Raw genomic sequence first — 22,739 nt, 5'->3', positions numbered from 1 at the left:
AAGCATTGAAATTAATATTTCAAGCAAATTTTTGCAAAATTTTATCCTGAATCGAAATAGGCAGCATATTAAAAATTTTTAAAATATAATAAAATCTTTTAGGAAAAGCATATTCTTTTTTTTTTTCTTTTTCTATTGCTGTTATTATTCTTTTTACCCCTTCGTCAAGTTCCATTAAAAATGGCATATAAAAATCATTTTTTGCTGTCAAATCTGTTTTTATAAACCCGGGTAATATATTTATAACTTTTATATTGTATTTTGCTAACATATTTCTAAGGCTCTGGGCGTATGAATTAAGAGCTCTTTTTGAAGCAGAATATGGAAGAGAAGTTGGAGATGCTACAACTCCCGCAAGAGATGAAATAAACACAATTTTACCTTTTTTTCTTTTTTGCATATCAGGAACAATTCTCTCTAAAAGTGCGTGAATACTTAAAAAATTTATTTTAAAAAGTTTTTCAAATTCAACATAGGGAGTAAAATCCGGTGCGTGCGGCAGAGAAATACCGGCATTGCATATAACCAAATCAATATCACTAAATTTTAATTTTCTAACTTCATCAATATTGCTTAAATTGCAAACTATTGGAATTATATTTTTATTTTCTTTTTGCAATTCTTTTAATCTTTTTTCATCTCTTGCAACTGCGTAAACTTTTCCTTTTTTTGCATAATGTTTGGCAAGTTCCCCGCCTATTCCCCTGCTTGCACCTGTTATAATTACGTTCAAAAAGGCTCCTTATGGTTTTTGTAATTTCAAAACTTTTTACATATCTTTTACTGCCGCCTGGAATTTTTATAATTATACTAATAATTGCCGGAATTTATGCCAAAAAATTAAAATGGCTTTTTTATATTTCAGCTCTAACCCTGTATCTGCTCTCAAACAAATTTTTTGCAAATATACTTTTATATCCGCTGGAACACAATTATTATAAAGACAAGATTACTCCAAAAGCTGTCGTTGTTTTAGGAGGGGCAGTAAACCCAAAAGATGTATTAAGATCTTATCCAGAAACATTTAAGAGAGAAATTTACGGAGTTTTGCTTGCAAAAAAATATAATTTACCTTTTGTTTATACAGGTGGAGGGATGAAAATAAAAGAAGCCGACTACGTAAAAAAAGATGTCATGTTAATAAAAGAAATATGCAATTGTAAAATCAAAGATTTTTATGAAAAAAATTCACTCGATACATATCAAAACGCAAAATTTACTGCTAAACTATTTAAAAAATTAAAATTAAAAAAAGAAATTTTTTTAGTCACAAGTGCGTATCATATGAAAAGGGCTATAAAACTTTTTAAACACTTTGACTTTAAAATCATCCCAAAACCTGTAGGATTTTTTTATAAGCCTTATTATACGTATTGGGATATATTTCCAAATGAGAACAATTTTCATAAAAGCTACAGGGCAATTCATGAATATTTAGGACTTTTAAGTTTAAAACTAAGAGGAATCAAATAAATAAAAAAGAAACAATTAAAAATAAAAATGTGGTAAGCAAAATTAAAAAAGCAACTTTTCGTGGATATAAATCAAATAGGGCCGCTAAATTTACATTTGTAATTGCAAGGGGAGTCAACACTTCAAGCAAAATTGTTTTATAAACACTTTCATTAAAATTAAAAAATTTTAAAACAATAAAAGCGGTTAAAGGAAAAATTACAAATTTATTAAAAGTGGTAAGGAAAGCCAGTTTAAAAGAAACTTCCCTTATTTTAATCTCTGCTATATAAATCCCGAAAATAAGAAGCTGGGTTACAATAGATGCAAACGCTCCCATCTGTAAAATTTTCATTGTCTCTTTATCAAAAGTTATATGATAATGATTAAGCGTTAATGCCAAAATTCCAACCCAGATAACCGGAATCTTAATTATTTTTTTAAATGCATTCTTAAAATTGTATTTTCCGCTAGCAAAGAAAAAAATACCAAAAGAATAAATAAAAAATATATTAGCTAAATTAATTAAAGTTGCCACACTTGCCCCTACTTCCCCAAAAATGGCATAACTTAAAGGAATCCCAAGATTTCCCGTATTTCCTATAAGAGGGGTGAGTGAAGCTATAATTTTTTCTTTTTTCTCAAGTTTAGCAGAAAAGAGGTATGTAAAAATTAAAGCAACAAAAACAGTTACTAAATAAACAATCGGGGCTAAAATAAGTTCTTTATTCAGAGGAATTAGCATAATACCCCAGAGGGTAAGAAAGGGCTGAAGAAAATAGGTTGATAAAATTACAAGTGTTTTAGCTTCAATTTCTTCAAAACCCTTTTTTGCAACAAATCCAATTAAAATAAACAGATAAATTCCTAAAACAGTTTTCATTTAGCAATAAATTTAATAATTTCATCTTTGATTTCGTCTTTATTTATTACTGTTTCATTAATCTCTTTTTCAAAAAGTTCTCTTATCATTTCAGGCGCTTTTTCATCCAAAGTGGCCTCAATATATGCAATGGCATCTTTATCGCTAATAGTTTTTTCTTCAACCTCAGCAATTTCCCTATCCAAATCTTCATTTGTAAGAGCATAATAGATACTTGGTGCAAATTTTGTCCACTCGGCAGTAGAATAAGCCACTACTTTTTTATCAAGTTGGCCCTTTTCGCTTAAATATTCATAGGCTTTAATAGCAGTTGCAGTGTGGGGATCCATTAAATAATTGTATTCATTCACATATCTTTTAATAATTTCCTCACATTCACCGTCGGTTGCAAAATCTGCAATAAAATCTTCTTTTATTTTTTCGTGTTCTTCAGGTTTCAATTCAAAATATCCATGATTTTCAAGATTTTCCATAAGCTCACGGCATCTGTTTTCCCCAAATTTATCAAATAGCAGTCTTTCAACATTTGAAGATTTTAAAATATCCATTGCGGGAGAGATTGTTTTAATTAAATTTTTATCCCTTAAATCATATTTTCCATAAGTTACAAATTCATATAAAACATTGTTTTTATTACTTGCAATTACGATTTTATCAATCGGAAGCCCCATTTTTTTCGCATAATAAGCCCCAAGGGCGTTTCCGAAATTTCCGCTTGGAATTATTACATCTATTTTTTCTCCCATTTCTATTTCAAGTCTCTCAAGCAGTTTCAAATACGCCCAGAAATGATAAACAGTTTGAAAAATAATTCTTCCAAAATTGACACTGTTTGCGGCTGATAGTTTAATTTCATTTTCTTTTAAAATTTTCCTGAAATCTTCATCTTTTAACAAATTTTTAAGAGCACTCTGAGCATCGTCAAAATTTCCCCTTATACCAAGCACTTTTTCGTTTTTGGCATCAGTGGTTACCATTTGAAGTTTTTGAACTTCACTGGTTCCTTCATGAGGGTAAATACATACAACTTTTATATTTTCTCTGTTTTCAAAAGTTTTAAGAGTCGCCGGCCCTGTATCTCCGCTGGTAGCGGCTAAAATTAAATAATTTTCATCTCTCTCCTGTGCCAGTTTAGATAAAATCACCCCAAAAGGCTGAAGTGCCATATCTTTAAATGCACGTGTCGGTCCATGCCAAAGCTCACCTGCAAAAAGCCCTTCTTTAATTCTTACAACCGGTACAACCTCCTGAGTGTCAAAATTTTTTAAATAAGTAAAAAGCGCTTTTTCTATAAGTTTTTCATCAATATCTATTTTAAACAGCTTTAAAATACCTCTGGCAATGTGGGTATAAGGTCTTTCACCCATAACATCATAATATTTTAAAAGCCATTTTTCATTAATTTTTGGAAATTTTTTGGGTACATAAAGCCCGCCGTTTGGAGCAGCCGGGTCTAATATAACTTCGCTGAATGTTTTTTCTTTATGAGTACCTCTAGTTCCTATAAATTTCATATCAATCCTTTTAACATAATTTTTAATTCTCCATTATTCATTTTCAATTATCAAATTACATATACATTCCGCCGTTTACTTTAAGAGTTTCACCTGTTATATAACTAGCCTCATTACTTAAAAGAAATGCAACCGCATTTGCCACTTCAACTGGCTCTGCCATTCTTTTTAATGGGATTTTATTAAGTATTTCTTCTTTTACTTTTTCATTTAATTTTTCAGTCATATCTGTTTTTATAAACCCAGGAGTTACAGTATTAAATCTTATATTTCTAGCAGCCCCTTCAAGCGCAAATGTTTTTGTCATAGAAATGATTCCACCTTTGCTTGCCACATAATTGGCCTGACCTATATTTCCGCTTTCAGCCACTACACTTGCAATATTTACAACAGATCCGAATCTTTTTTTGCCCATTACTTTAAGTGCCTCCCTGCATCCTATAAAAGTGGAAGTTAAATTTGCATCAATTACTTTTTTAAAATCTTCAACACTCATTCTCATAGCAAGTTTGTCATTTGTAATTCCGGCATTGTTTACCAAGTAACTTAGTTCTCCGTCAGCATCAATAATTGTTTTAATACCTTCAACAAATTCTTTTTCATCACTTACATCAAATTTAATTACAGCTGCGCTTCCCCCGGCGTTTTCAATTTCTTCTTTCAATTTATCTGCAAGTTCTGCAGAGCTTCTGTAATTTATCCAAACTTTTAAACCTTTTTCAGCCAACACCCTTGCAATCTCTGCACCGATTCCCCTGCTCGCGCCAGTAATTAAAACATTTTTACCGCTAAAAGTCATTTTAACCCTTTTTTTGATACAATTTTACCCAAAAAAGGGATTTTATGCTATATTTTTTATATGAGCATTTTCATATTCATCTTTTCCATTATCTTTCTTTCAGAAGTATTGTGGCTTTTTTTATATCATTTTTTATTTCACTTTTTGCATATCCGAAATTTATAAAATGGGCTAAAAACAGAGCCACCCAGCCTATTTACGAGCTGGCTCCACAAAATCACAAAGCAAAATCAGAAACACCCACGATGGGAGGTGTAGTTTTTATCCTCTCAGCCCTGATTGCCATAATATTAACTGTAAAATTCAACAATTATGTATTAATAACACTATTTACATTAATATTTTTTATGATTATTGGTATAATTGATGACTGGGGGAAAATAAAGGCGGCTTCGAATCATGCGGGACTAACCCCTAAGCAAAAATTTATACTTCAATGGATCGGAGGTTTTATAATAGGGGGACTTCTTTATTTTTGCCACTTTGATACAAATTTATATATTCCTTTTTACAAACATCCGATTTTAAACATGGGTATTTTTTCAATATTTTTTTGGGCTTTTGTAATTGTGGGGATGAGCAATGCGGTAAACCTTACAGACGGACTTGACGGATTAGCTACAGTACCAAGCGTTTTTGCATTTTTAACACTCGCCATTTTTTCATATATTTTAGGAAATGCAATTTATTCACATTATCTGTTTTATCCTTTTGAAAAAGGGGTTGGCGAACTTGCTGTTATCGCTTTTAGCTTAATTGGTTCGCTTCTTGGATTTTTATGGTACAACGCAAATCCGGCTGAAGTGTTCATGGGAGATAGTGGTAGTTTAAGTATAGGGGCAATTATTGGAATTTTAAGCATTCTCACAAAAAATGAAATATTGTTAATATTCATAGGATTTGTATTTATAATGGAAACCCTCTCTGTAATCCTCCAGGTTGGGAGTTATAAAACAAGAAAAAAAAGAATTTTTAAAATGGCACCTATACATCATCATTTTGAACAAAAAGGATGGAAGGAGACAAAAATCACTATTCGTTTTTGGATAATTGCTTTAATTGCCAACATTATTGCTATACTTTCAATAAAAATCAGATAAGGAAAAAAATGGAAGAAAAATTAAAGGCTGAACTTAAAATTTACAAATTAAAAGCACTAAAAGAAAAGATTGTATTAATCGGGGTTGTTTTAATCTTACTTGCTGAAGTGCTAGTGCTGTTTATGTTTTTGAAAAAAAATTTTTCATTCAATAAACCTATTACAAAACCTTATGTTGCCGAGATTAATATAAATAAAACAATTACCGTAAAATACATTAATTCACTTATGGATAAAATGGACAGACTCAAAAAGGATAAAAATTTAAAAGCGTTTTTACTTGTTTTCAATACCCCGGGCGGAAGTCCAAGCGGGAGTGATGAATTTAACGCATACCTTAAACATCTGCAAAAAGAAAAAAAAGTTTATGCCTATATTGAAAGTATGGCTGCAAGCGGAGGATATTACATAATCAGTGCAGTTAAACCTGTGGTGGCGAACAAAAATGCGGTTGTAGGAAGTATCGGGGTTATTATGCCTCATTTTGTTATAGAAAAACTTGCAAAAAAACTGGGGGTTGAAGAAGATACAATAACAGTTGGAAAATACAAAGAGCCCATCAGCTGGTTTAAAAAAGCCTCGCCTGAACAAAAAAAATATCTTTTAAACCATTTATTGTTACCGACGTATAATAATTTCTTACAAACAGTGGCAAAAGAGAGAAATATTTCAGTTGATAAACTAAAACAATATGCTGATGGAAAAATTTATATTGCAAACAGTGTAAAAGGTATTTTAGTAGATAAAATTTCAAGTTTAACCAAATTCAAAGAACAGATAAAAAAAGAGACAAACGCTACCGAATTTGTAAAAATAAATTTAACTAAGAAAAAACTTCCGTTTTTAAATGTGAAAATTGATACAGATTTAGATGATTTACTAAAAGGATATTTAAATCAATGAAATCACTTTTTGGATACGGCTTAACCACAAAAGCAATTGCAAAAAGCGGAGACTGGGAAATATATGATGATAATTTCAAAGAAACCGCTTTTGATAAATACGGAAATATCCTGCTCCCAAGCCGCTGCTTTGATGAAAATAAAAGCACGCTTGAAATAACATCTCCAGGAATTCCACCTTATCATCCGCTGATAAAAAAAGCAAAAAACTTAATCAGCGAATTTGACTATTTTTATGAAACTGCCCCTTTTCAAATATGGGTTACAGGTACCAACGGAAAAACAACCACAACTGAAATGACTCATTTTCTTCTGGAAAATTCTGATATCGGAGGAAATATTGGAATACCTCTTGCAAATATGGACAAAAACAAAAAATTCTGGGTAATAGAAGCCAGCAGTTTTCAACTTCATTATACAAGATATGCAAAACCGAATATTTTTATAGTTTTACCTATTAAAGAAGACCACATATCATGGCATGGAAACTTTGAAAATTATGTAAATGCAAAACTATCTCCTCTCAAAAGAATGAGTGAGAGGGATATTGTAATAATGCCAAAAGAATTTGACACTCAAACAAAAGCCTTTAAAATACTTTATGAAAATGAAGAAGATTTAATAAGTTATTTTGGATTTAAAGAATTTGAATTTCAAACTCCTTTTTTGCTTGATGAAATAATGGCAAAAGCTGTTTATTATATTCTATATTTTAAAGAAGCAGGTCTCAAAAACTTTAAAATAGACCCTCATAAATTAGAAGAATTTAAAGACTCTAAAAACAGAATTTGGGTAGATGATTCAAAAGCTACAAATATTGATGCAACAAGAAATGCACTCAAAAGATATAAAAATAAAAAAATTCATTTAATTATAGGTGGGGATGATAAAGGACAAAATTTTGAAGAATTGTTTGAATTTATGCAAAAACTCGACATTGAACTTTTCATAATCGGAGAGAAAAGAGATTTGTTTATCAATTTAGCAAAAAAATATAAAATACCTTTTGATGATGTTAAAACTTTAAAAAATGCAGTAAATTTAATAAATAAAAAACATAACTTAAATTCAATTGCCCTGCTCTCACCCGCATGTGCGAGTTTTGACCAGTTTAAAAATTATAAAGACAGAGGAGAAATTTTTAAAAATTTAATTGAAAATGGAGAATGAAGAATGGAAAACATTTATTTATTTTTTAATTATCAATTATCCATTTTACATTATCCATTAATTTAAGCTTACTTTAAGAAAATTTTAATAAAATTACATTCCAAATTAATATACATTTTTCCTTTAAATTTTTCATTAAAAAGCCCAGGTAGCTCAGTCGGTAGAGCAAGGGACTGAAAATCCCTGTGTCGGCGGTTCGATTCCGTCCCTGGGCACCATTTAATTAACGTAAAATTAAAAATGGATATTAGATAATATTTATAATATCTAAATAAATTTCATATACAATAAGTGTTTGACACTTAATTTAAGGATATATATGAAAAAATTTTTACTTCTATTTATTCTACTGATTAATCTATTTGCATTTAATTGGTATGGAAATATTCACTGGATTAAATCATATAATATCGCACAAAAGTTAGCCAAAAAAAATCATAAATTAATGTTAATAGAAATAGCGGGTATTAAATGTCCCCCTTCAAAATATTTGTCTAAATACGTATATTCGGACAAAAAAATTTCTGAGTTTATAAACAAAAATTTTATACCTGTTTTTTATTTTATTCAACAAAATTCTATTCCCAAGAATATAAAAAAACATTTTAATGGAGTAACTCCTACAATAATTTTCTTTAAACCCAATGGAAAAGCATTTTACATTTTAACTGGGGCAAGAAATAAAAATGAATTTTTAAAAGTACTAAAAACCATGATTAAACAATATAATAAAAAATTCAAAGAAGCATCTATTAATTCACCAAAACCAATTTGGCTTCAAATTCCTAAAAACAAAGGAAAAGAATGAAAAAAGTAGTAGTGTTTTTTGGAAAAGGCGGAAGTAATTTTTTAAATCTGATAAAAAAAGAAAATAATTATAAAGTGATTGCAGGAGTTACAAACAGGGCTGATTCTGAAGTTTTTAAAGAAAAAAATCTGCCTCCTATTTTAATAAGCAGTGATTTTAATGAAATATTAGACCATTTAAAAAAATTAAAGCCTGATTTAATAGTTTTAGCCGGATTTATGAAAATAGTGCCTCCATTTATAATAAACGAATTTAAAGGCAAAATTATAAATTTACACCCAAGCATATTGCCTGATTTTAAAGGGTTACATGCCGCAGAAAAATCTTTTGAAGCAAAAAAAGCATGTGGAATCACTATACATTATGCCACAGAAGCACTTGACAACGGTGATATTATTTTACAATATCATATAAATCCGAATAAATTTAAAAATTTTGAAGAATATTATAAAGAATTAAAAAAAGCCGAATGGACTTTTTTACCCGATGTGGTTGAAAGAATTAATCTTTAAGTTTTATTAAAGTCCCCATTGCGTAATAATCCAACACATCTATTCCGTCTTTATTTTTTGAAGGGGTAATATTTACTGTTATATTCTTAACTCCATCGGCACCCATATCTTTAGCCTGTTCCTGAAGCATAATAATTACCTGTTTCAATGCATCAGTAGGCAAAACATCTTCATACATTCTACCTTGTTCCACTCTTACACTCCCATATGCAATGGTAATGCATTCATGCGGTTCTTGTATTTCACCAAAACTTAAAATCTGCTCATTATAATCTCTCATCCTCAACCTTTTTTAAAATATTATATCAAAGTTTTTAAATTTAAGATATTTTATAAAATAAAAGTGTTTATAAAGTGCCCATATCATAATCATATTAGGCAATTATAATTTTCAATAAACTAATTTGTGTCTGTCACTTATAATTAAATACAAAAATAAGAAGAGATTAATCTCTTCTTTCTTTAATTCTAGCTTTTTTACCAGTTTTTCCTCTTAAATAGTAAAGTTTGGCTCTTCTTACTTTACCTTTTCTAACTACTTCAATTCCAGCAATACTTTCACTGTAAAATGGGAAAATTCTTTCCACTCCAATATTATTTGCACCGATTTTTCTTACAGTAAATGTTTTACCAGCACCAGTACCTTTAATTGCAATAACTACACCTTCAAAATTTTGGATTCTTTTTTTATCCCCTTCTTTAATTTCAACCGCTACTCTTACAGTATCTCCCGGTCTGAATTCAGGATAATTTTTTCCTTCAATTTGTTTAGCTTCAAATGCTTCGATGTATCTGTTTCTCATTATTTCTCCTTTGTGCCATTGGCCACTTTGGGCATTCACACTTTATTTTGAAGCGTAATTATATCAAATTATCTTAAAAAAACAAATTATCAAAGAAGTAAAATATAACAACACTTTAAAATTTAACTAAAATTTTACATCAAAAAATTGTATTTAGCATTTCAAGGCATTGCTTTTACAAATTTTAGCAAAATTTAAATAAAACATAGCATAAAGTATATATATTTAACCAGTACGTAAACTGATTAACTTTTATTTTTTAACTTTAAATTTTCTATTATTAATAAATCAGGTCTATGAAACTTAGTTTTTAAAATTGAGGTTTCTTTTTTCCACTGCTCTATTTTTTTATGATTTCCACTTTTGAGAATTGATGGAATTTCCCCTGTTTTTGAAAATTGAGGAGCTTCAAGCAGATTATTATTAAAACTCTCTTCTTTTAAACTTTCACTATTACCCAAAATTCCTTCAATATTTCTTAAAATACTGTCAGCGATAATTAAACTTCCAAGCTCTCCCCCCGTTAATATAAAATCACCTATGCTTATTACTTCATCTGCAAAATCTTCAATCAGTCTTTCATCAAATCCTTCATATCTGCCTGAAACTAAAATTAAAACTTCTTCTTTTGCCAGACGCATGGCATCTTTTTGATTATAAACTTTTCCAACAGGAGTTAAAAAAATAGTACGAGAACTCGGATATTTCTCTCTTAAAGAATTTAGGGCATTCCGAAGTGCTACATTATCAATAACCATTCCGGCACCTCCGCCAGCCGGAGTAGTATCAACATGAAGATGTTTATTTTCAGCAAAATTTCTAAAATTTACAAATTCTATTTCAAAAAGATTTTTATCCATTGCCCTTTTTAAAATAGAATCTTCAAAATAAGGTTTTATAAGGTTCGGAAATAGAGTAACGAAAATTAGTTTCATTTGAGACTTTCAAGAAGCTCTATTGCACCTTTTGCATAAATTTTTTTACTTTCAATATCTACTTTATCCACATTTCTTTTAAAATCAATCAAAAATCTTTTAGGAAATCCTTGTTTTACTAGTTCGTCATTGGTTTTAATCACTAAATAATCAACATCCACTCTTTCAATATCAATTACTTTTCCTAAAAAAATTTGATTTTCTTCTTCACTTTCGACAAATTTTCCATTTTCCATTTTCAATTTTTCATTTTCAAAAACATCACAACCGATTATATCAAACCAAAAATATTCATCATCTTTAAGTTTTATTTCTTGTTTTGTTTTTTCAGTTGTGGAATAAAGCATTCTGTTTGTAAGTTTTTTAGCATCTTCTGGGGTATCGTAACCTTTAAATTTAACTAAATTTCTTTTTAAATCAATTTTTTCAATTGTGAGAGTGATTTTATCAGATTCAAAAGTGACACCTGCTTTAAATTGTTCTGGAAAATCGGTTAAGAGGTGAAGTTTTTGCCACCCCTTAACTCCGTAAGTTTTACCAATTTTAGCTATTGGTATTTTCATAAGCTTTTACTGTAATTTTATAATTTTTATCTTCTTTTGCCCTGCAACCGCTGATGACGGTTTTAATGGCCCTAACCATTGCCCCGTCTTTTCCTATAATTCTTCCAACATCAGCTTTTTTTGCATAAATTATAATCTCATCAAAATCACTATGCGGTACAATTTCACTTTTAATTACATCAGGTTCAAATGCTAAAAGTTTCGCATATTCTCTTACGAAAGATTCTACCATTAAGCTTGTTCTTCAGCTATTTTTTTAAGTTTAGCAACTCTTTCACTCATTTTTGCACCAACACTTAACCAGTAATTTACTCTGTCTAGATCCATTTTAATTGTTGATGGTTCTGTTAAAGGATTATAATATCCAACTATTTCTTTAAATCCAGAATCTCTTCTTTTTCTTGAATCTGTTACAACTATTCTATAAAAAGGTCTTTTTTTTCTACCAAATCTTGCAAGTCTGATTTTTACCACGCGTATCTCCTTAAATTTTTTTATTTATTTTTCTATCCCGCCCAAGCCTACCCATTAAAAAATAATGTGAAATTTTAATACATTATTTTGGAAAATTCAAGCCTTTTGCCATATTCATAATTTCATTCATATTTGGAATTTTTTTACCTGCAAATTTTTTGGCCATTTTTGCCGCATTTTGGAACTGTTTATTAATTCTGTTAACTTCCTGGACACTAAGCCCTGCACCCTGTGCTATTCTTCTTCTCCTGCTTGCACTCTCTTTTAAAAGTTTTGGATTAGTTCTCTCTTTTGGTGTCATGGAAGCAACCATTGCTTTTATTTTTTTAATTTCATCAGAATTTTCAAGGTCAATATCTCCAAGCTGTTTTAGCATTCCTCCCATTCCGGGAATCATTGAAAGAAGATTTTTCATGCTTCCTAGTTTTTTAATCTGTTCAAGCTGTTTTATAAAATCCTCGTAATTAAATTCACCTTTTCTGATTTTTTTTGATATTTTTTTAGCCTCTTTTTCATCAATAATTGCATTTGTCTTCTCTACAAGACTTTCAATATCCCCCGCTCCAAGAAGCCTGCTTACAATTCTATCGGGAATAAACACTTCAAGATCTGCAATTTTTTCACCTGTTCCAAGGAATCTCAAAGGTTTACCTACCTGATGGGCAATGCTTAATGCCACCCCGCCTTTTGAATCACCGTCATATTTGGTTAAAATAACCCCTGTAATATCAAGTTTTTCATTAAATGTTTTGGCAGTATTGATTGCATCTTTACCTGTAAGAGAATCCGCTACATAAAATATTTCATCTGGTTTTACAGCCTCTTTCATTCTGACAAGTTCATTCATAAGCTCTTCATCAATAGCAAGACGCCCTGCTGTATCTATAAGCACCACATCATAAAATTTTTCTTTTGCAAATTCTACACCTTTTTTGGCAATCTCAACAGCGTCTTTTGCATTTTCATCATAATATATATCAAGCCCGTTAGCTTCGGCCAGCTGTTTTAACTGTTCTACCGCCGCAAGTCTTTGTAAGTCTGCCGCCACCATTAAAACTTTTTTCTTTTTAAAAGTTTTAAGATAATATGCAAGTTTTGCAGTGGTTGTTGTTTTCCCGCTACCCTGAAGCCCTGTCATCATTACAACGGTTGGAGGTTTGGTTGAAAATATAAATCCAAAATTACCCGGAGCTTTTAGGATTTCGCTCAGGGCATCTTCAAGTGCCATTAAAAAATTGGCTTTTCCTATACCTTTTCTTTTAGTCTCAACTTCAACTTTTTTAATAAGTTCCTTTACTGTTTTAAAATGAACATCCGCTTTTAAAAGATTTTTTTTAAGTTCATCCAATGCTTTTTTAAGCGATTTTTCGTCATCTTTTAATTTAATTTTATTAATGGCATTTCTAAAACCTTCACTTATTTTTCCAAACATTATCTCCCTTTCTCTTCTTGCATTTTAAAGTCTTTTGGTTCAGGCGAAATAAACTCATAATCAAATATTTTAAATTTATGATGGTGCAGCATCACCCTGTTATATTCTCTTCCGCCGTATTTAATATCACCGATAATCGGATGGTCTATCGCTTTTAAATGAGCTCTTATCTGATGGGTCCTGCCTGTATGGATAACAGCTTTTATTTTTGACTTTGTCCTAAAAGCCAAAATCGGCTCAATCTCAGTTACAGCTTCTTCACCTTTTGGTGAAATTTTAGCAAAAGCGCCACTTTTTGTTTTTTTAATTTCAATTGGCAAATCAATAATTTCAGGTTCAGCTACAATTCCTTCAACCCAGGCAATATATTCCTTATATACATTTTTGTTTTTAAATTCTTTAATTGCCCTTCTTTTGAATTCATCGTTTTTGACAAGCAGTAAAATACCGCTTGTTTCCTTATCAAGTCTGTGAAGCAGAGGCAGTTTAAATTTTTGGGCAATTTCTTCACTTACAATAAAGGGAGGTTTATCCACCACTAAAATATTTTCATCCTCATAAATTTTTCTTATATCCGGAAGTTTTATAATTTTAAATCTTGTATTAACAGGCATTAAACCTCTTGCTATTTTTACCTTTTTATCTCTTGCGTAAACCAAACCTCTATCTATTAATTCTTTTGCTTTTCTATTAGAAATGTTCTCCTGTTTTGCAAGCAGAATATATGCTTTTTCTTTCAATTAAATCCTTTTTTATTAAAATTATACCAAATAAGAATTATTTATGAAATTTGGAGAAATATCAAAAATTTATTAATTTTATTATAAATTCAAATTATTTTAAGCAAACTTTAAGGAAAAATGGTGTATCATTCTATTTGCAAATGAACATTTATTCATAAAGGCAAGTTATGAACATTTTTAAAATTTTAGTCAGTGCAGTTATACTGGTATCTTTTTCGTATGCCATAAATCCTTATACAAAAGGTTACAGAGCATATATAAGATACATTAAACACGCTGGAGGGCATACCTTAAAAGCTCCGCAACTATTGAAAAAACTAGATGTCAACACACCTGATCAATTAAATGCATTATTTACCGATAATGCAAAACCTTTGTTAGAAAAGCTAAACAAACTGAACCCAAAAGCTGCTAAAGGTTTGCAAAAGATAATTGAAAAAGGTGAACTTCCTTATTTAAAAGTATTTTTTACAAAAATATTAGAAGGAAAAATACCTCCTGGATGACTTTGATAAAAAAACCTCCGGAGGAGGTATACAATTTTATTAAATTTGCTATAATTTGCACTGGCTAAAATTTAAAACAAAATTAAATTAAAAAAAAGGAGATTAAAATGAAAAAAATTTTACTTTCAGCTTCAGTTGTAGCAGGATTATTTGCACAACCAACTGTTGAACAGTTACAAAAACAAATCGAACTTTTACAACAACAATTAAATCAACTTAAAGCAAGTCAACAAAAAGTTGAAAAAAAAGTTGAAGAGCAAAACAGCAGATATTATAAAAAAGTATCTCCAGTTGTTGCAAACTCTCATTTATTCTGGGGATTTGATTTAAGAACTGCTTTCGATTACATTAACAAAGAAACTACAAAAGGTTATATATACGGTGTTGATCCTATGACAATGAAAGTTAATGTAACTGGTAAACCAGCAGATGAAAAACATCATATTGGTCAGGTTTTACAAAACAGAGTTATACTAACAGGTGTATATAAACCTGCAGACAATTTAAAAGCAACTGTAAGGGTTGAAGCCAATAAAGTATTTGGTGGAAATAGTATTAATGGAATGAATCAACCATTTCAAAATTATGACTGGATAGCAAATGAAACTCCAGATGATGCATATATAAGAATTAAAGAAGCTTTCTTTAACTATTATTTCGGACCGGACAACGGATTAATGTTCAGTGCAGGTAGAAGACCGGCAACTCAGGGATTCCCAGCTAATTTGGTTGATGAAGACTCTGCAAACAGCCCTCTTGGACACTTAATCAACATGGAATTTGACGGATTCAGTTTTGAAATTGGAAATCCTTTATTTGCAAAACTTTCAGACAAATTCGCTGACTGGGGAACTTGGATGAAATTCTGCTTAGGTAGAGGATATACTGATACTACTGGAAAATGGTCAATGAGTAACGAAAATCCTGATTATACTAAAACAGGTACAAGACATGCAGATTTTGGAGGATTTTTATTAATTCCTTATGATGACGGACAATATTCATTAAAAACAGAAACTGTCTGGGCATTTAACCTACAAGGTTTTGAAATGCAAGTTCCAAATTATGAAATGGCTAAAAACCAATTTAATCAAGCTCTTGCATATAATATGGATTTAACTGGAACTTCCGTACCAGCAAAAATGGATACATTAGGAAATTATTTTGGTGAAAATGTTGTATTTGCAGCTCAGGGAATCGGTGATGGAATAAGTGATTTTCTTGATAATACTACAGCATTTGCTTCATGGGCATTATCTCAAACAAGACCTAAATCTGGAAAAAGAATGCTCGGTTCTACTCAGAAAAAAACAGGTCACAGTTTCTGGATAGGTGCTGATATGCCAGGATTTGGAGATAACGACAGATTTGGAGTATCTTATGTTTATGGAAGCAAATACTGGAGAAGTTTCACTTACGGAGAAGATACACTAGCTGGAAGCATTGCGGCAGTTAGAGGTCATGCTTATGATGTATATTATAATCATGAAATCATTCCTCATTTAACAGCTCAATTAAGATATACATATATTGATTATGCACATCCAGGAAGTGATGCATTCTTTGGAGATATGGGTGATCCAGATTTAACAGCATTCAGTTATGTTAAAAAAGCTCAAGACATAAGAGCATATATCAGATATAACTTTTAATTAAATTAAGATAATTTTCTCTTATATCCCTCTTCGGGATATAACTTTTTTCTTATACTATGCTACAATTACTACGTAAATTTCTAAAAGGAGAATCAATGTCTGAAATTGTTGATTTAAAAAGGAGAAGCTTCCTAAAAGGTTCAGCAGCTGCGGCAGCCGGTGCGGCAGTGGTAAGCACTTCAGCTTTTGCATTTGGGCCTTATGAAGAAGCTGCAAATGAAAAAGAAAAAAAAGAAAAAGAAATAAAAAATGCTAAATTTACCCCGAATGTTTGCGGTATGTGCGTAAATATGTGCGGGGTAATTGTAAGAAGCGTTGACGGTAAAGTTAAAAAAATAGATCCAAACCCTCTTTACCCAAAAAGCAGAAATTTTATGTGTGCAAGAGGTAATGCGGGTATTGCAGAAGAATACGACCCAGATAGAATTACAACTCCATTAATCAGAGTCGGTAAAAGAGGAGAAGGAAAATTCAGAAAAGCTAGCTGGGATGAAGCGTTTGATTATATAGCCAAAAAAATGGTTAAAATCCTTGATGAAGAAAAAGACAACAGAAGTACATTTCTTTTCGGTGTAGGTGCCACATCTGGAACAGTAGACGAACCTGTTGTTATGAATTTGGTAAACGGAATCGGTACTGCTAACTTCATCGACCACTTTTCAACATGTTTTGCACCATCATTTATGGCAAATGCTTTGACTTTTGGCAGCTGGGGACAGGCTGATTTTAGAAATACAAAATATTTACTAAATCTTGGTGCAAACAGGGCTGAAGGAATTGTAACTCCTGATACTATGGATATGTTCAAAAGAACACACAAAAGAGGAATAGAAAAAATCGTATATATTGATGTAAGATATACAAACACAGCAGCCCAGGCTGATGAATTTATCCCAATCAAACCTGGAACTGACGGTGCTTTAATGCTTGCAATGATTCATGAGACAATCAATAAAGGTTATCACAAAACTCCATACAAAGCAGATTATATTGCTAAATATGTTGACGGAATTGAAGAACTTGAAGAATTCTTCACTAAGGGCGAAGGCGCAAAATACACACCTGAATGGGCTGAGAAAATTACTGAAATTCCGGCTTCTACCATCAGAAGACTTACAAAAGAATTCTCAGATGCAGCTGAAAAATATAAAGGTGCTGCAAACTGCTACAGAAGCAGAAAATCCACCTGGTATTATCAGGATTTTGAATTCAGACGTGCCCAGGCTATATTTAATGCAATTCACGGATGTGTAAACAGACCGGGAGGAATAATTCTAGGAAGAGGTCTTAAATTTGAAAGTTATGAATATGAAGATTTCCCTGTATATGATAATCCAAAACCAAGAATAGACATTGCATGTTTAAAACCAAACACTTATCCGTTGGCCAACCCTCAAAAAGGTAGCTGGCCTATTATCAGAGATACAATTTTGGAAGTTAATACTAAATGGAGAAAAGGTGAAAAATTAGCTGACAATGAATATCCTGTAAGAGCGGCATTCCATTACAAACAAAATCCGCTTCAATCAGTACCGGATTATGAAAAAACAGCCAAAATGTATGAAACAATGGATTTGGTAGTTGTAATAGACATTCAGGCCACAGATACAGCACTTTATGCAGATGTAATCCTGCCTGATACTGTTTATGTGGAAAGAGAGTCACCTATAAAAATGTTTAACACTATCGAGCCATATATTACATGGAGAAGTAAAGCGGTTGAACCAAGAGGATATGCACAAGATGTATATTTTATGTGTAAAGAACTTGCAAAAAGAATAGAAAAACCTTTTGCAGCAATTACATTTAAGTACACTTGGGATGCAGATGACCTTGGCGCAGAACTCCCAAAAGATTTTGATTTAGCAAAATATCTCACAGATGATTTTGAAGTGGATGAAGAAAAACTTAAAGCTGATATTAAAGATGAAAAATTAGTAAAAGCGATTCTTCAACACGCAAGCGAAGATGACTTGGACATAGGCACTTACAAAATAACAGCAGCTTTTGAAAAAACAGTTGAAGAATACAACGAAGAAACAATGAAAGAACTATACGGAGAAGAAGCTGCTAAAATAGCAAAAGAATGGGGAGTATACTGGCCAGGTATTGAAAATGCGGTTAAATCAGATCTGTTAGATGAACATTTAAAAGCATTTAAAAAAGAAACTCCTGATAAAAACGAATTGGCTGAAACTATTTATCAAAAATTTACTACACTTCCAAAAGATTATTATATTGTTCCTAAAAAAGGAAAATATATAAAACTCGCTCAAAAAACATTTGAAGGTAAAAAATTTACAAACCCTATAACAGGCAAACTTGAAACAATGCACAGATTCCCTCTATGGAGAGACAGTTTATATAAAGCTCCAAACACAGAGGAAGGGGAAGTCAGGGTAGTAGTAGGAAGACATGCATACTTTACCCAAAGTTTCCATCCAAACAACTATTTATTATTAGATTTAATGAATTACAATTATCTATGGATAAATGATGAACTTGCTAAAAAATTAGGACTTAGATTTAAAGACGAAGTAGAACTTACCAGTGAACAGGGTAAAAAAGTAATAGCAAAAGTTTATCCGACTAAAAGAATCAGAAAAGACACAGCGTTTATTGCAACAGGATTTGGTGCCCAGTCACCAATGATGACACTTGGATACAAAAACGGTATTTCACAGGCTATGATTTGTGAAAACACAATCGATCCGATTATCGGTTCAGCAAGTATGAATGAAACTCTTGTAAAAATAAGAAAGGTGTAAGTCATGGCTAATTATGCAATTGCACTTGAATATCAAAACTGTATAGACTGTAGAGCGTGTGAAGTGGCATGTAAAGATGAAAACGGGGTAATGCTCGGTGCTGACAAACAGAGAATCTGGGTTGGTATTGTTGAAGGCGGAACTACACTTGCCGATATATTTTTAAATTTTTATCCGTCTCAATGCAACCACTGTATTGACGCACCATGTGTAACTGTCTGTCCTACAGGGGCAAGCCATTACGCAGAAGGAGGACTTGTAAAAGTTGACCCTTCAATGTGTATTTTGTGTAAAGGTTGTATGGAGGCATGTCCGTACGGGGCCAGATTTGTAGATGAAACAAAACATGCAGTTGATAAATGTACATTCTGTGACGGAAGGGTTCAGGAATACGGAACAACAGCATGTGCGGCGACATGTCCTACTAAAGTTAGAACATTCGGTGATTTGGATGATGAAAATTCTGATTTGGTAAAATTATTAAAACAAAGAAAGTTCTTCTTCCTAAAAGAAGAAGAAGGAACATTGCCTAAACTATTCTATCTTGTACCTCAAGATGAAGAATATGCAAAAAGAACATTAGGTGATGTTAAAACACATACTTGGGATGAAATAAAACCTTTATATGAAGCTGCAACTCAGGCAAAAAAACCTGAGTGGAAAAAAGCGTAAGGAGCCGCTATGAAAGATTATATTAATTGTTGCGGATTAAATATAAACAGAGTCAGTTTATTAGAATTATTTTTTAATAAAACTATGCTAATTGCATATGTTTTAATTGCTATCGGTTTGGTTGGTTGGTATGAACTGTTTCATTTAAGATATTTTCATGATTTTATATCTCAAGCAGGGATTGTAGCAGCAGGAGATAATGAAGAAGCACTTAAACATGCTGCAATTGCACTTAAAGAGCAAATTTTTAATTTACCGGAAATTGAAGAAGTAAACAAAGCGGAACCTTGGGGCGTATTTGTTACCCAATATGTTTATTTACTTTATGGTGGAAGCGCATTAATTTTTATCACTTCTTTAGCTGAGCTTTTCAAAGTAAAAGTAGCTCCAAAAGTGGCAGCTGCAATGATTACTTTTGGTATTTCAATGGTTTTTGGTGGACTTGTATCAATCGCAAGCGACCTTGGTAACTTATTACATATTTATTGGATGTTTTTAAATCCACAACCTCAAGCCGGTATGTGGTTGATGTTACCTCTTTATTCAATTTATATTCCATTTACATTTGTTGAAATTTATTTCCTTATTACAAACAAAAGAGAAATGGCTAGAAAAATTGCAGGTATTTTGGTAATTTGCGGTATTTTAATTGACTTAGGTGAATTTTTTATCCAAGGACTATTATTCAACCAAAACGTACCAAGACATTTATGGACTGATATTCCACAACTTTGGATTTATTTCTTAATTACAGGTGGAATTACTGGAATTAGTGGTTCTATTATTTTTGCATTCTTAGGACTTAAAAATAAACCATATTTTGAAGACTATATTAAATTTGCCGCAAAAGTTGGAGTAATATTAACTGTTTTAGCAGCTGTTTATGAAATAATCGATTTTATGGTAGTAGATCCTAAATGGATAAATTTAATGCTTAAAGGAAGCCCTATAAGCTGGATGTATTGGGGATGGCTAATTTTAGGAATTGTTATACCTTTTATATTGTTCCTTTCAAAAAATAAAGGCGGAGTATTAATTGGTGCCGTTTTAGCTGTAATTGGTGCATTTTTAATGAGACAGGCATTTATTTTTGGTGGAAACATTGTACCTATGACAGAAAGAGTTCCCGGACTTGGTTATCAGGCAAACAGCGTATATCAATTAGATGCCCTAACTCCTTATGCATATATTGCACCACACACAATGGAATGGTTAATTATTATTGGATGTTTGGGAATAGGTATTGCTGTATTTGCACTTCTTGACAAAATATTAGATATAAGAAACGTAACAGATTCTTACGAACATCATTAATTTTCCTGCCCTCTTTGGGCATATATAACATTAAAATCAAAATAAAATTATTTCTCAATTATAGTGTCTGAGATTTTATTAATTAAATAAATATATATTTTATTTTATATTTTTCCGCTTTCTCCATTTCAATTCTACATTAATTATTTATTAGTTTAATTTATAATGAATAATAACTTTTTATTAAAAAAGATAATTTTTCTCTTATTTATAAAAACTTAAGATATAATTAATTGAAATAAAAATAAAAGGTTAAAAATGAAACCGAAAGTAGTAGTTTTGGGTGCTGGAATTTCTGGACACACAGCAGTACTGAATTTAAAAAGAAAACTGAAAAACAAAGCCGAAATTATTGTAGTTTCTCCAAATTCTAAATATCAATGGGTTCCTTCTAATATTTGGGTTGGAACCGGTTATATGAAACCGGAACAGGTTTATTTTGAATTAAAACCTGTATATGACAGATTCGGTGTTGAATTCAAACAGGCAAAAGCTTTGAGTATTCACCCTGAAGGAGATGCAGGGGAAAACAAACCTTATGTAACTATTGAATATGCAAGTGGAAGCAGAGCTGGCGAGAGGGAAAAAGTCTATTATGATTTTTTAATTAATGCAACTGGACCAAAACTTAACTTTTCAGCAACACCAGGACTTGGACCGGACACCGGGTACACTGTTTCAGTCTGCAGCTATGACCATGCTGCACATGCTTGGAGTGAACTTCAAAAAGTTATAGAGAAGGCTAAAAAAGGCAAAAAACAAAAAGTATTAATCGGCCTTGGTCACGGAGGTTGTACTTGTCAAGGCGCTGCAGTTGAATATGCAATGAATGTAGCCTCTTTAGTATATGATTTGGATTTAATGGATTATATAGACGTAACTTATATTACTAATGAAATGGATTTGGGTGATTTGGGTCTTGGTGGAGCTTATGTTAAAAACAATGGATATATAACCCATACAAATAATATTATTCGTTCAATGTTTAGTGAATATGGGGTTGATTGGATTAAAAGAGCAAGTGTTTATAAAGTAGAGAGTGGAAAAGTTTATTATGAAACATATGAGGGTGAAGAAAAAATAGTTGAATATGATTTTGCAATGCTTATTCCCCCCTTTAGCGGCGTTGGGATTACAGCGGTGGGCCCAAACGGAGAAGATTATACAGATAAACTATTTAAACCAAACGGATTAATGATAGTGGATGCCAATTATTCAAGTGCAAGCAAACCTTACCATGAATGGAGCGGTGAAGATTGGCCCAAAAAATTACAAAATCCAACATATGAAAATATTTTTGCAGTAGGTATTGCATTTGCTCCACCTCACCCGATATCAATGCCAAATAAAACAAAATCAGGCAGACCTTTAACACCTGCACCGCCTAGAACTGGAATGCCAAGTGCAGTTATGGCTCACGCCACAGCACTTAATATTGCTGAATGGATACTTGAGGGAAAACCAAGTTTCAAACACAAAGCAAGTATGGCTGAAATTGCAAGCATATGTGTTGTTTCAATTAATTACGGCTTTAGGGGAATTGCCGGAAGTATGTCTGTATATCCTACAATTCCGGATTTCAAAAAATATCCGGATTTTGGAAGGGATATTAAATACACTATCGGTGAAGTCGGTAGTGCAGGACATTGGTTTAAATGGCTGATGCATTATCTGTTTTTATACAAAGCAAAAGTAAAACCATTTTGGTGGTTGATACCAGATTAAAATAAAGGAG

Annotated in this window: 24 protein-coding genes and 1 tRNA gene; 13 read left to right on the top strand and 12 right to left on the bottom strand. The window is 31.6% G+C overall.

Annotation, left to right across the window (positions count from 1 at the left end):
• Positions 1–19 precede the first annotated feature (19 nt).
• A complete protein-coding gene (locus tag LNAT_RS02330; RefSeq protein ID WP_096258315.1) occupies positions 20–733 on the bottom strand; it encodes an SDR family NAD(P)-dependent oxidoreductase in 714 nt (237 codons plus the stop codon).
• An 11-nt stretch (positions 734–744) separates the two neighbouring features.
• Here LNAT_RS02330 and LNAT_RS02325 point away from each other — a divergent pair, with 11 nt between their 5' ends.
• On the top strand, positions 745–1,473 hold the full coding sequence (locus tag LNAT_RS02325) for a YdcF family protein (RefSeq protein WP_096258314.1): 729 nt from the start codon (positions 745–747) through the stop codon (positions 1,471–1,473).
• On the opposite strand, the gene LNAT_RS02320 is transcribed toward LNAT_RS02325, so the two are convergent.
• The 3 genes from LNAT_RS02320 to fabG are packed head-to-tail and all read right to left on the bottom strand — an operon-like array spanning position 1,466 to position 4,648.
• Complete coding sequence (locus LNAT_RS02320) at positions 1,466–2,335, bottom strand: AEC family transporter (RefSeq protein WP_096258313.1); 870 nt, start codon at positions 2,333–2,335, stop codon at positions 1,466–1,468. The genes LNAT_RS02325 and LNAT_RS02320 overlap by 8 nt on opposite strands.
• Positions 2,332–3,849 carry a threonine synthase gene (thrC, locus tag LNAT_RS02315; RefSeq protein WP_096258312.1) on the bottom strand — a complete coding sequence of 506 codons (1,518 nt, stop codon included), beginning with the start codon at positions 3,847–3,849 and terminating at the stop codon, positions 2,332–2,334. Before thrC ends, LNAT_RS02320 begins: the two co-directional genes overlap by 4 nt.
• Positions 3,850–3,904: 55 nt before the next feature.
• The gene (gene fabG, locus LNAT_RS02310; RefSeq protein ID WP_096258311.1) at positions 3,905–4,648 is read right to left on the bottom strand and encodes a 3-oxoacyl-ACP reductase FabG; all 744 of its coding nucleotides are present in this window, start codon (positions 4,646–4,648) and stop codon (positions 3,905–3,907) included.
• A 44-nt stretch (positions 4,649–4,692) separates the two neighbouring features.
• Between fabG and mraY the strand changes: the two genes are divergently transcribed.
• The 6 genes from mraY (at position 4,693) to purN (ending at position 9,139) form a co-directional block, all read left to right on the top strand.
• A complete protein-coding gene (gene mraY / locus LNAT_RS02305) occupies positions 4,693–5,748 on the top strand; it encodes a phospho-N-acetylmuramoyl-pentapeptide-transferase (RefSeq protein ID WP_096258310.1) in 1,056 nt (351 codons plus the stop codon).
• Positions 5,749–5,756: 8 nt separating this feature from the next.
• A complete protein-coding gene (sppA, locus tag LNAT_RS02300) occupies positions 5,757–6,650 on the top strand; it encodes a signal peptide peptidase SppA (protein ID WP_096258309.1) in 894 nt (297 codons plus the stop codon).
• Positions 6,647–7,819 (top strand): UDP-N-acetylmuramoyl-L-alanine--D-glutamate ligase, encoded by a 1,173-nt coding sequence (gene murD, locus LNAT_RS02295; RefSeq protein ID WP_096258308.1) that lies wholly within the window; start codon positions 6,647–6,649, stop codon positions 7,817–7,819. Before sppA ends, murD begins: the two co-directional genes overlap by 4 nt.
• Positions 7,820–7,961: 142 nt before the next feature.
• A tRNA-Phe gene (locus LNAT_RS02290) sits at positions 7,962–8,037 on the top strand.
• A gap of 101 nt (positions 8,038–8,138) precedes the next feature.
• The gene (locus LNAT_RS02285) at positions 8,139–8,627 is read left to right on the top strand and encodes a thioredoxin family protein (protein WP_096258307.1); all 489 of its coding nucleotides are present in this window, start codon (positions 8,139–8,141) and stop codon (positions 8,625–8,627) included.
• The gene (gene purN, locus LNAT_RS02280) at positions 8,624–9,139 is read left to right on the top strand and encodes a phosphoribosylglycinamide formyltransferase (protein WP_096258306.1); all 516 of its coding nucleotides are present in this window, start codon (positions 8,624–8,626) and stop codon (positions 9,137–9,139) included. The genes LNAT_RS02285 and purN overlap by 4 nt, the downstream gene beginning before the upstream one ends.
• Here the strand turns inward: purN and LNAT_RS02275 are convergent.
• The 8 genes from LNAT_RS02275 to LNAT_RS02240 all read right to left on the bottom strand — a co-directional run bounded on the left by LNAT_RS02275 (position 9,129) and on the right by LNAT_RS02240 (position 14,086).
• On the bottom strand, positions 9,129–9,419 hold the full coding sequence (locus tag LNAT_RS02275) for a hypothetical protein (RefSeq protein ID WP_096258305.1): 291 nt from the start codon (positions 9,417–9,419) through the stop codon (positions 9,129–9,131). The genes purN and LNAT_RS02275 overlap by 11 nt on opposite strands.
• Positions 9,420–9,585: 166 nt before the next feature.
• Positions 9,586–9,942, bottom strand: coding sequence for a 50S ribosomal protein L19 (rplS, locus tag LNAT_RS02270; protein ID WP_096258304.1), 357 nt, complete (start codon positions 9,940–9,942; stop codon positions 9,586–9,588).
• A 245-nt stretch (positions 9,943–10,187) separates the two neighbouring features.
• On the bottom strand, positions 10,188–10,877 hold the full coding sequence (gene trmD / locus LNAT_RS02265; protein WP_096258303.1) for a tRNA (guanosine(37)-N1)-methyltransferase TrmD: 690 nt from the start codon (positions 10,875–10,877) through the stop codon (positions 10,188–10,190).
• On the bottom strand, positions 10,874–11,440 hold the full coding sequence (gene rimM, locus LNAT_RS02260) for a ribosome maturation factor RimM (RefSeq protein WP_096258302.1): 567 nt from the start codon (positions 11,438–11,440) through the stop codon (positions 10,874–10,876). The genes trmD and rimM overlap by 4 nt, the downstream gene beginning before the upstream one ends.
• Positions 11,421–11,672 carry a KH domain-containing protein gene (locus LNAT_RS02255; protein ID WP_096258301.1) on the bottom strand — a complete coding sequence of 84 codons (252 nt, stop codon included), beginning with the start codon at positions 11,670–11,672 and terminating at the stop codon, positions 11,421–11,423. The genes rimM and LNAT_RS02255 overlap by 20 nt, the downstream gene beginning before the upstream one ends.
• Positions 11,672–11,914, bottom strand: coding sequence for a 30S ribosomal protein S16 (gene rpsP, locus LNAT_RS02250; RefSeq protein ID WP_096258300.1), 243 nt, complete (start codon positions 11,912–11,914; stop codon positions 11,672–11,674). The genes LNAT_RS02255 and rpsP overlap by 1 nt, the downstream gene beginning before the upstream one ends.
• A gap of 82 nt (positions 11,915–11,996) precedes the next feature.
• The gene (ffh, locus tag LNAT_RS02245; RefSeq protein ID WP_096258299.1) at positions 11,997–13,346 is read right to left on the bottom strand and encodes a signal recognition particle protein; all 1,350 of its coding nucleotides are present in this window, start codon (positions 13,344–13,346) and stop codon (positions 11,997–11,999) included.
• Positions 13,346–14,086 carry an RluA family pseudouridine synthase gene (locus tag LNAT_RS02240; RefSeq protein WP_096258298.1) on the bottom strand — a complete coding sequence of 247 codons (741 nt, stop codon included), beginning with the start codon at positions 14,084–14,086 and terminating at the stop codon, positions 13,346–13,348. Before LNAT_RS02240 ends, ffh begins: the two co-directional genes overlap by 1 nt.
• A gap of 170 nt (positions 14,087–14,256) precedes the next feature.
• On the opposite strand from LNAT_RS02240, the gene LNAT_RS02235 reads away from it, so the two are divergent.
• The 6 genes from LNAT_RS02235 to LNAT_RS02210 all read left to right on the top strand — a co-directional run bounded on the left by LNAT_RS02235 (position 14,257) and on the right by LNAT_RS02210 (position 22,729).
• The gene (locus tag LNAT_RS02235) at positions 14,257–14,595 is read left to right on the top strand and encodes a hypothetical protein (RefSeq protein WP_096258297.1); all 339 of its coding nucleotides are present in this window, start codon (positions 14,257–14,259) and stop codon (positions 14,593–14,595) included.
• 107 nt (positions 14,596–14,702) lie between these two features.
• A complete protein-coding gene (locus LNAT_RS02230) occupies positions 14,703–16,247 on the top strand; it encodes a DUF3373 family protein (RefSeq protein ID WP_096258296.1) in 1,545 nt (514 codons plus the stop codon).
• A 98-nt stretch (positions 16,248–16,345) separates the two neighbouring features.
• The gene (locus tag LNAT_RS02225; protein ID WP_096258295.1) at positions 16,346–19,018 is read left to right on the top strand and encodes a molybdopterin-dependent oxidoreductase; all 2,673 of its coding nucleotides are present in this window, start codon (positions 16,346–16,348) and stop codon (positions 19,016–19,018) included.
• A 3-nt stretch (positions 19,019–19,021) separates the two neighbouring features.
• Entirely contained in the window at positions 19,022–19,690 is a 669-nt protein-coding gene (locus LNAT_RS02220; protein ID WP_096258294.1) for a 4Fe-4S dicluster domain-containing protein, read from the top strand.
• A gap of 9 nt (positions 19,691–19,699) precedes the next feature.
• Positions 19,700–21,004, top strand: coding sequence for a polysulfide reductase NrfD family protein (locus LNAT_RS02215; RefSeq protein ID WP_096258293.1), 1,305 nt, complete (start codon positions 19,700–19,702; stop codon positions 21,002–21,004).
• 258 nt (positions 21,005–21,262) lie between these two features.
• Positions 21,263–22,729: an NAD(P)/FAD-dependent oxidoreductase gene (locus tag LNAT_RS02210; protein ID WP_096258292.1), complete on the top strand. Its 1,467-nt coding sequence runs from the start codon at positions 21,263–21,265 to the stop codon at positions 22,727–22,729.
• Positions 22,730–22,739: the final 10 nt, after the last annotated feature.

The sequence above is a fragment of the Lebetimonas natsushimae genome, assembly GCF_002335445.1.
In the GTDB taxonomy this organism is placed as follows: domain Bacteria; phylum Campylobacterota; class Campylobacteria; order Campylobacterales; family Nautiliaceae; genus Lebetimonas; species Lebetimonas natsushimae.
Note: the sequence above shows the minus strand (reverse complement) of the source record. Positions and strands in the feature narration are given on the sequence as shown.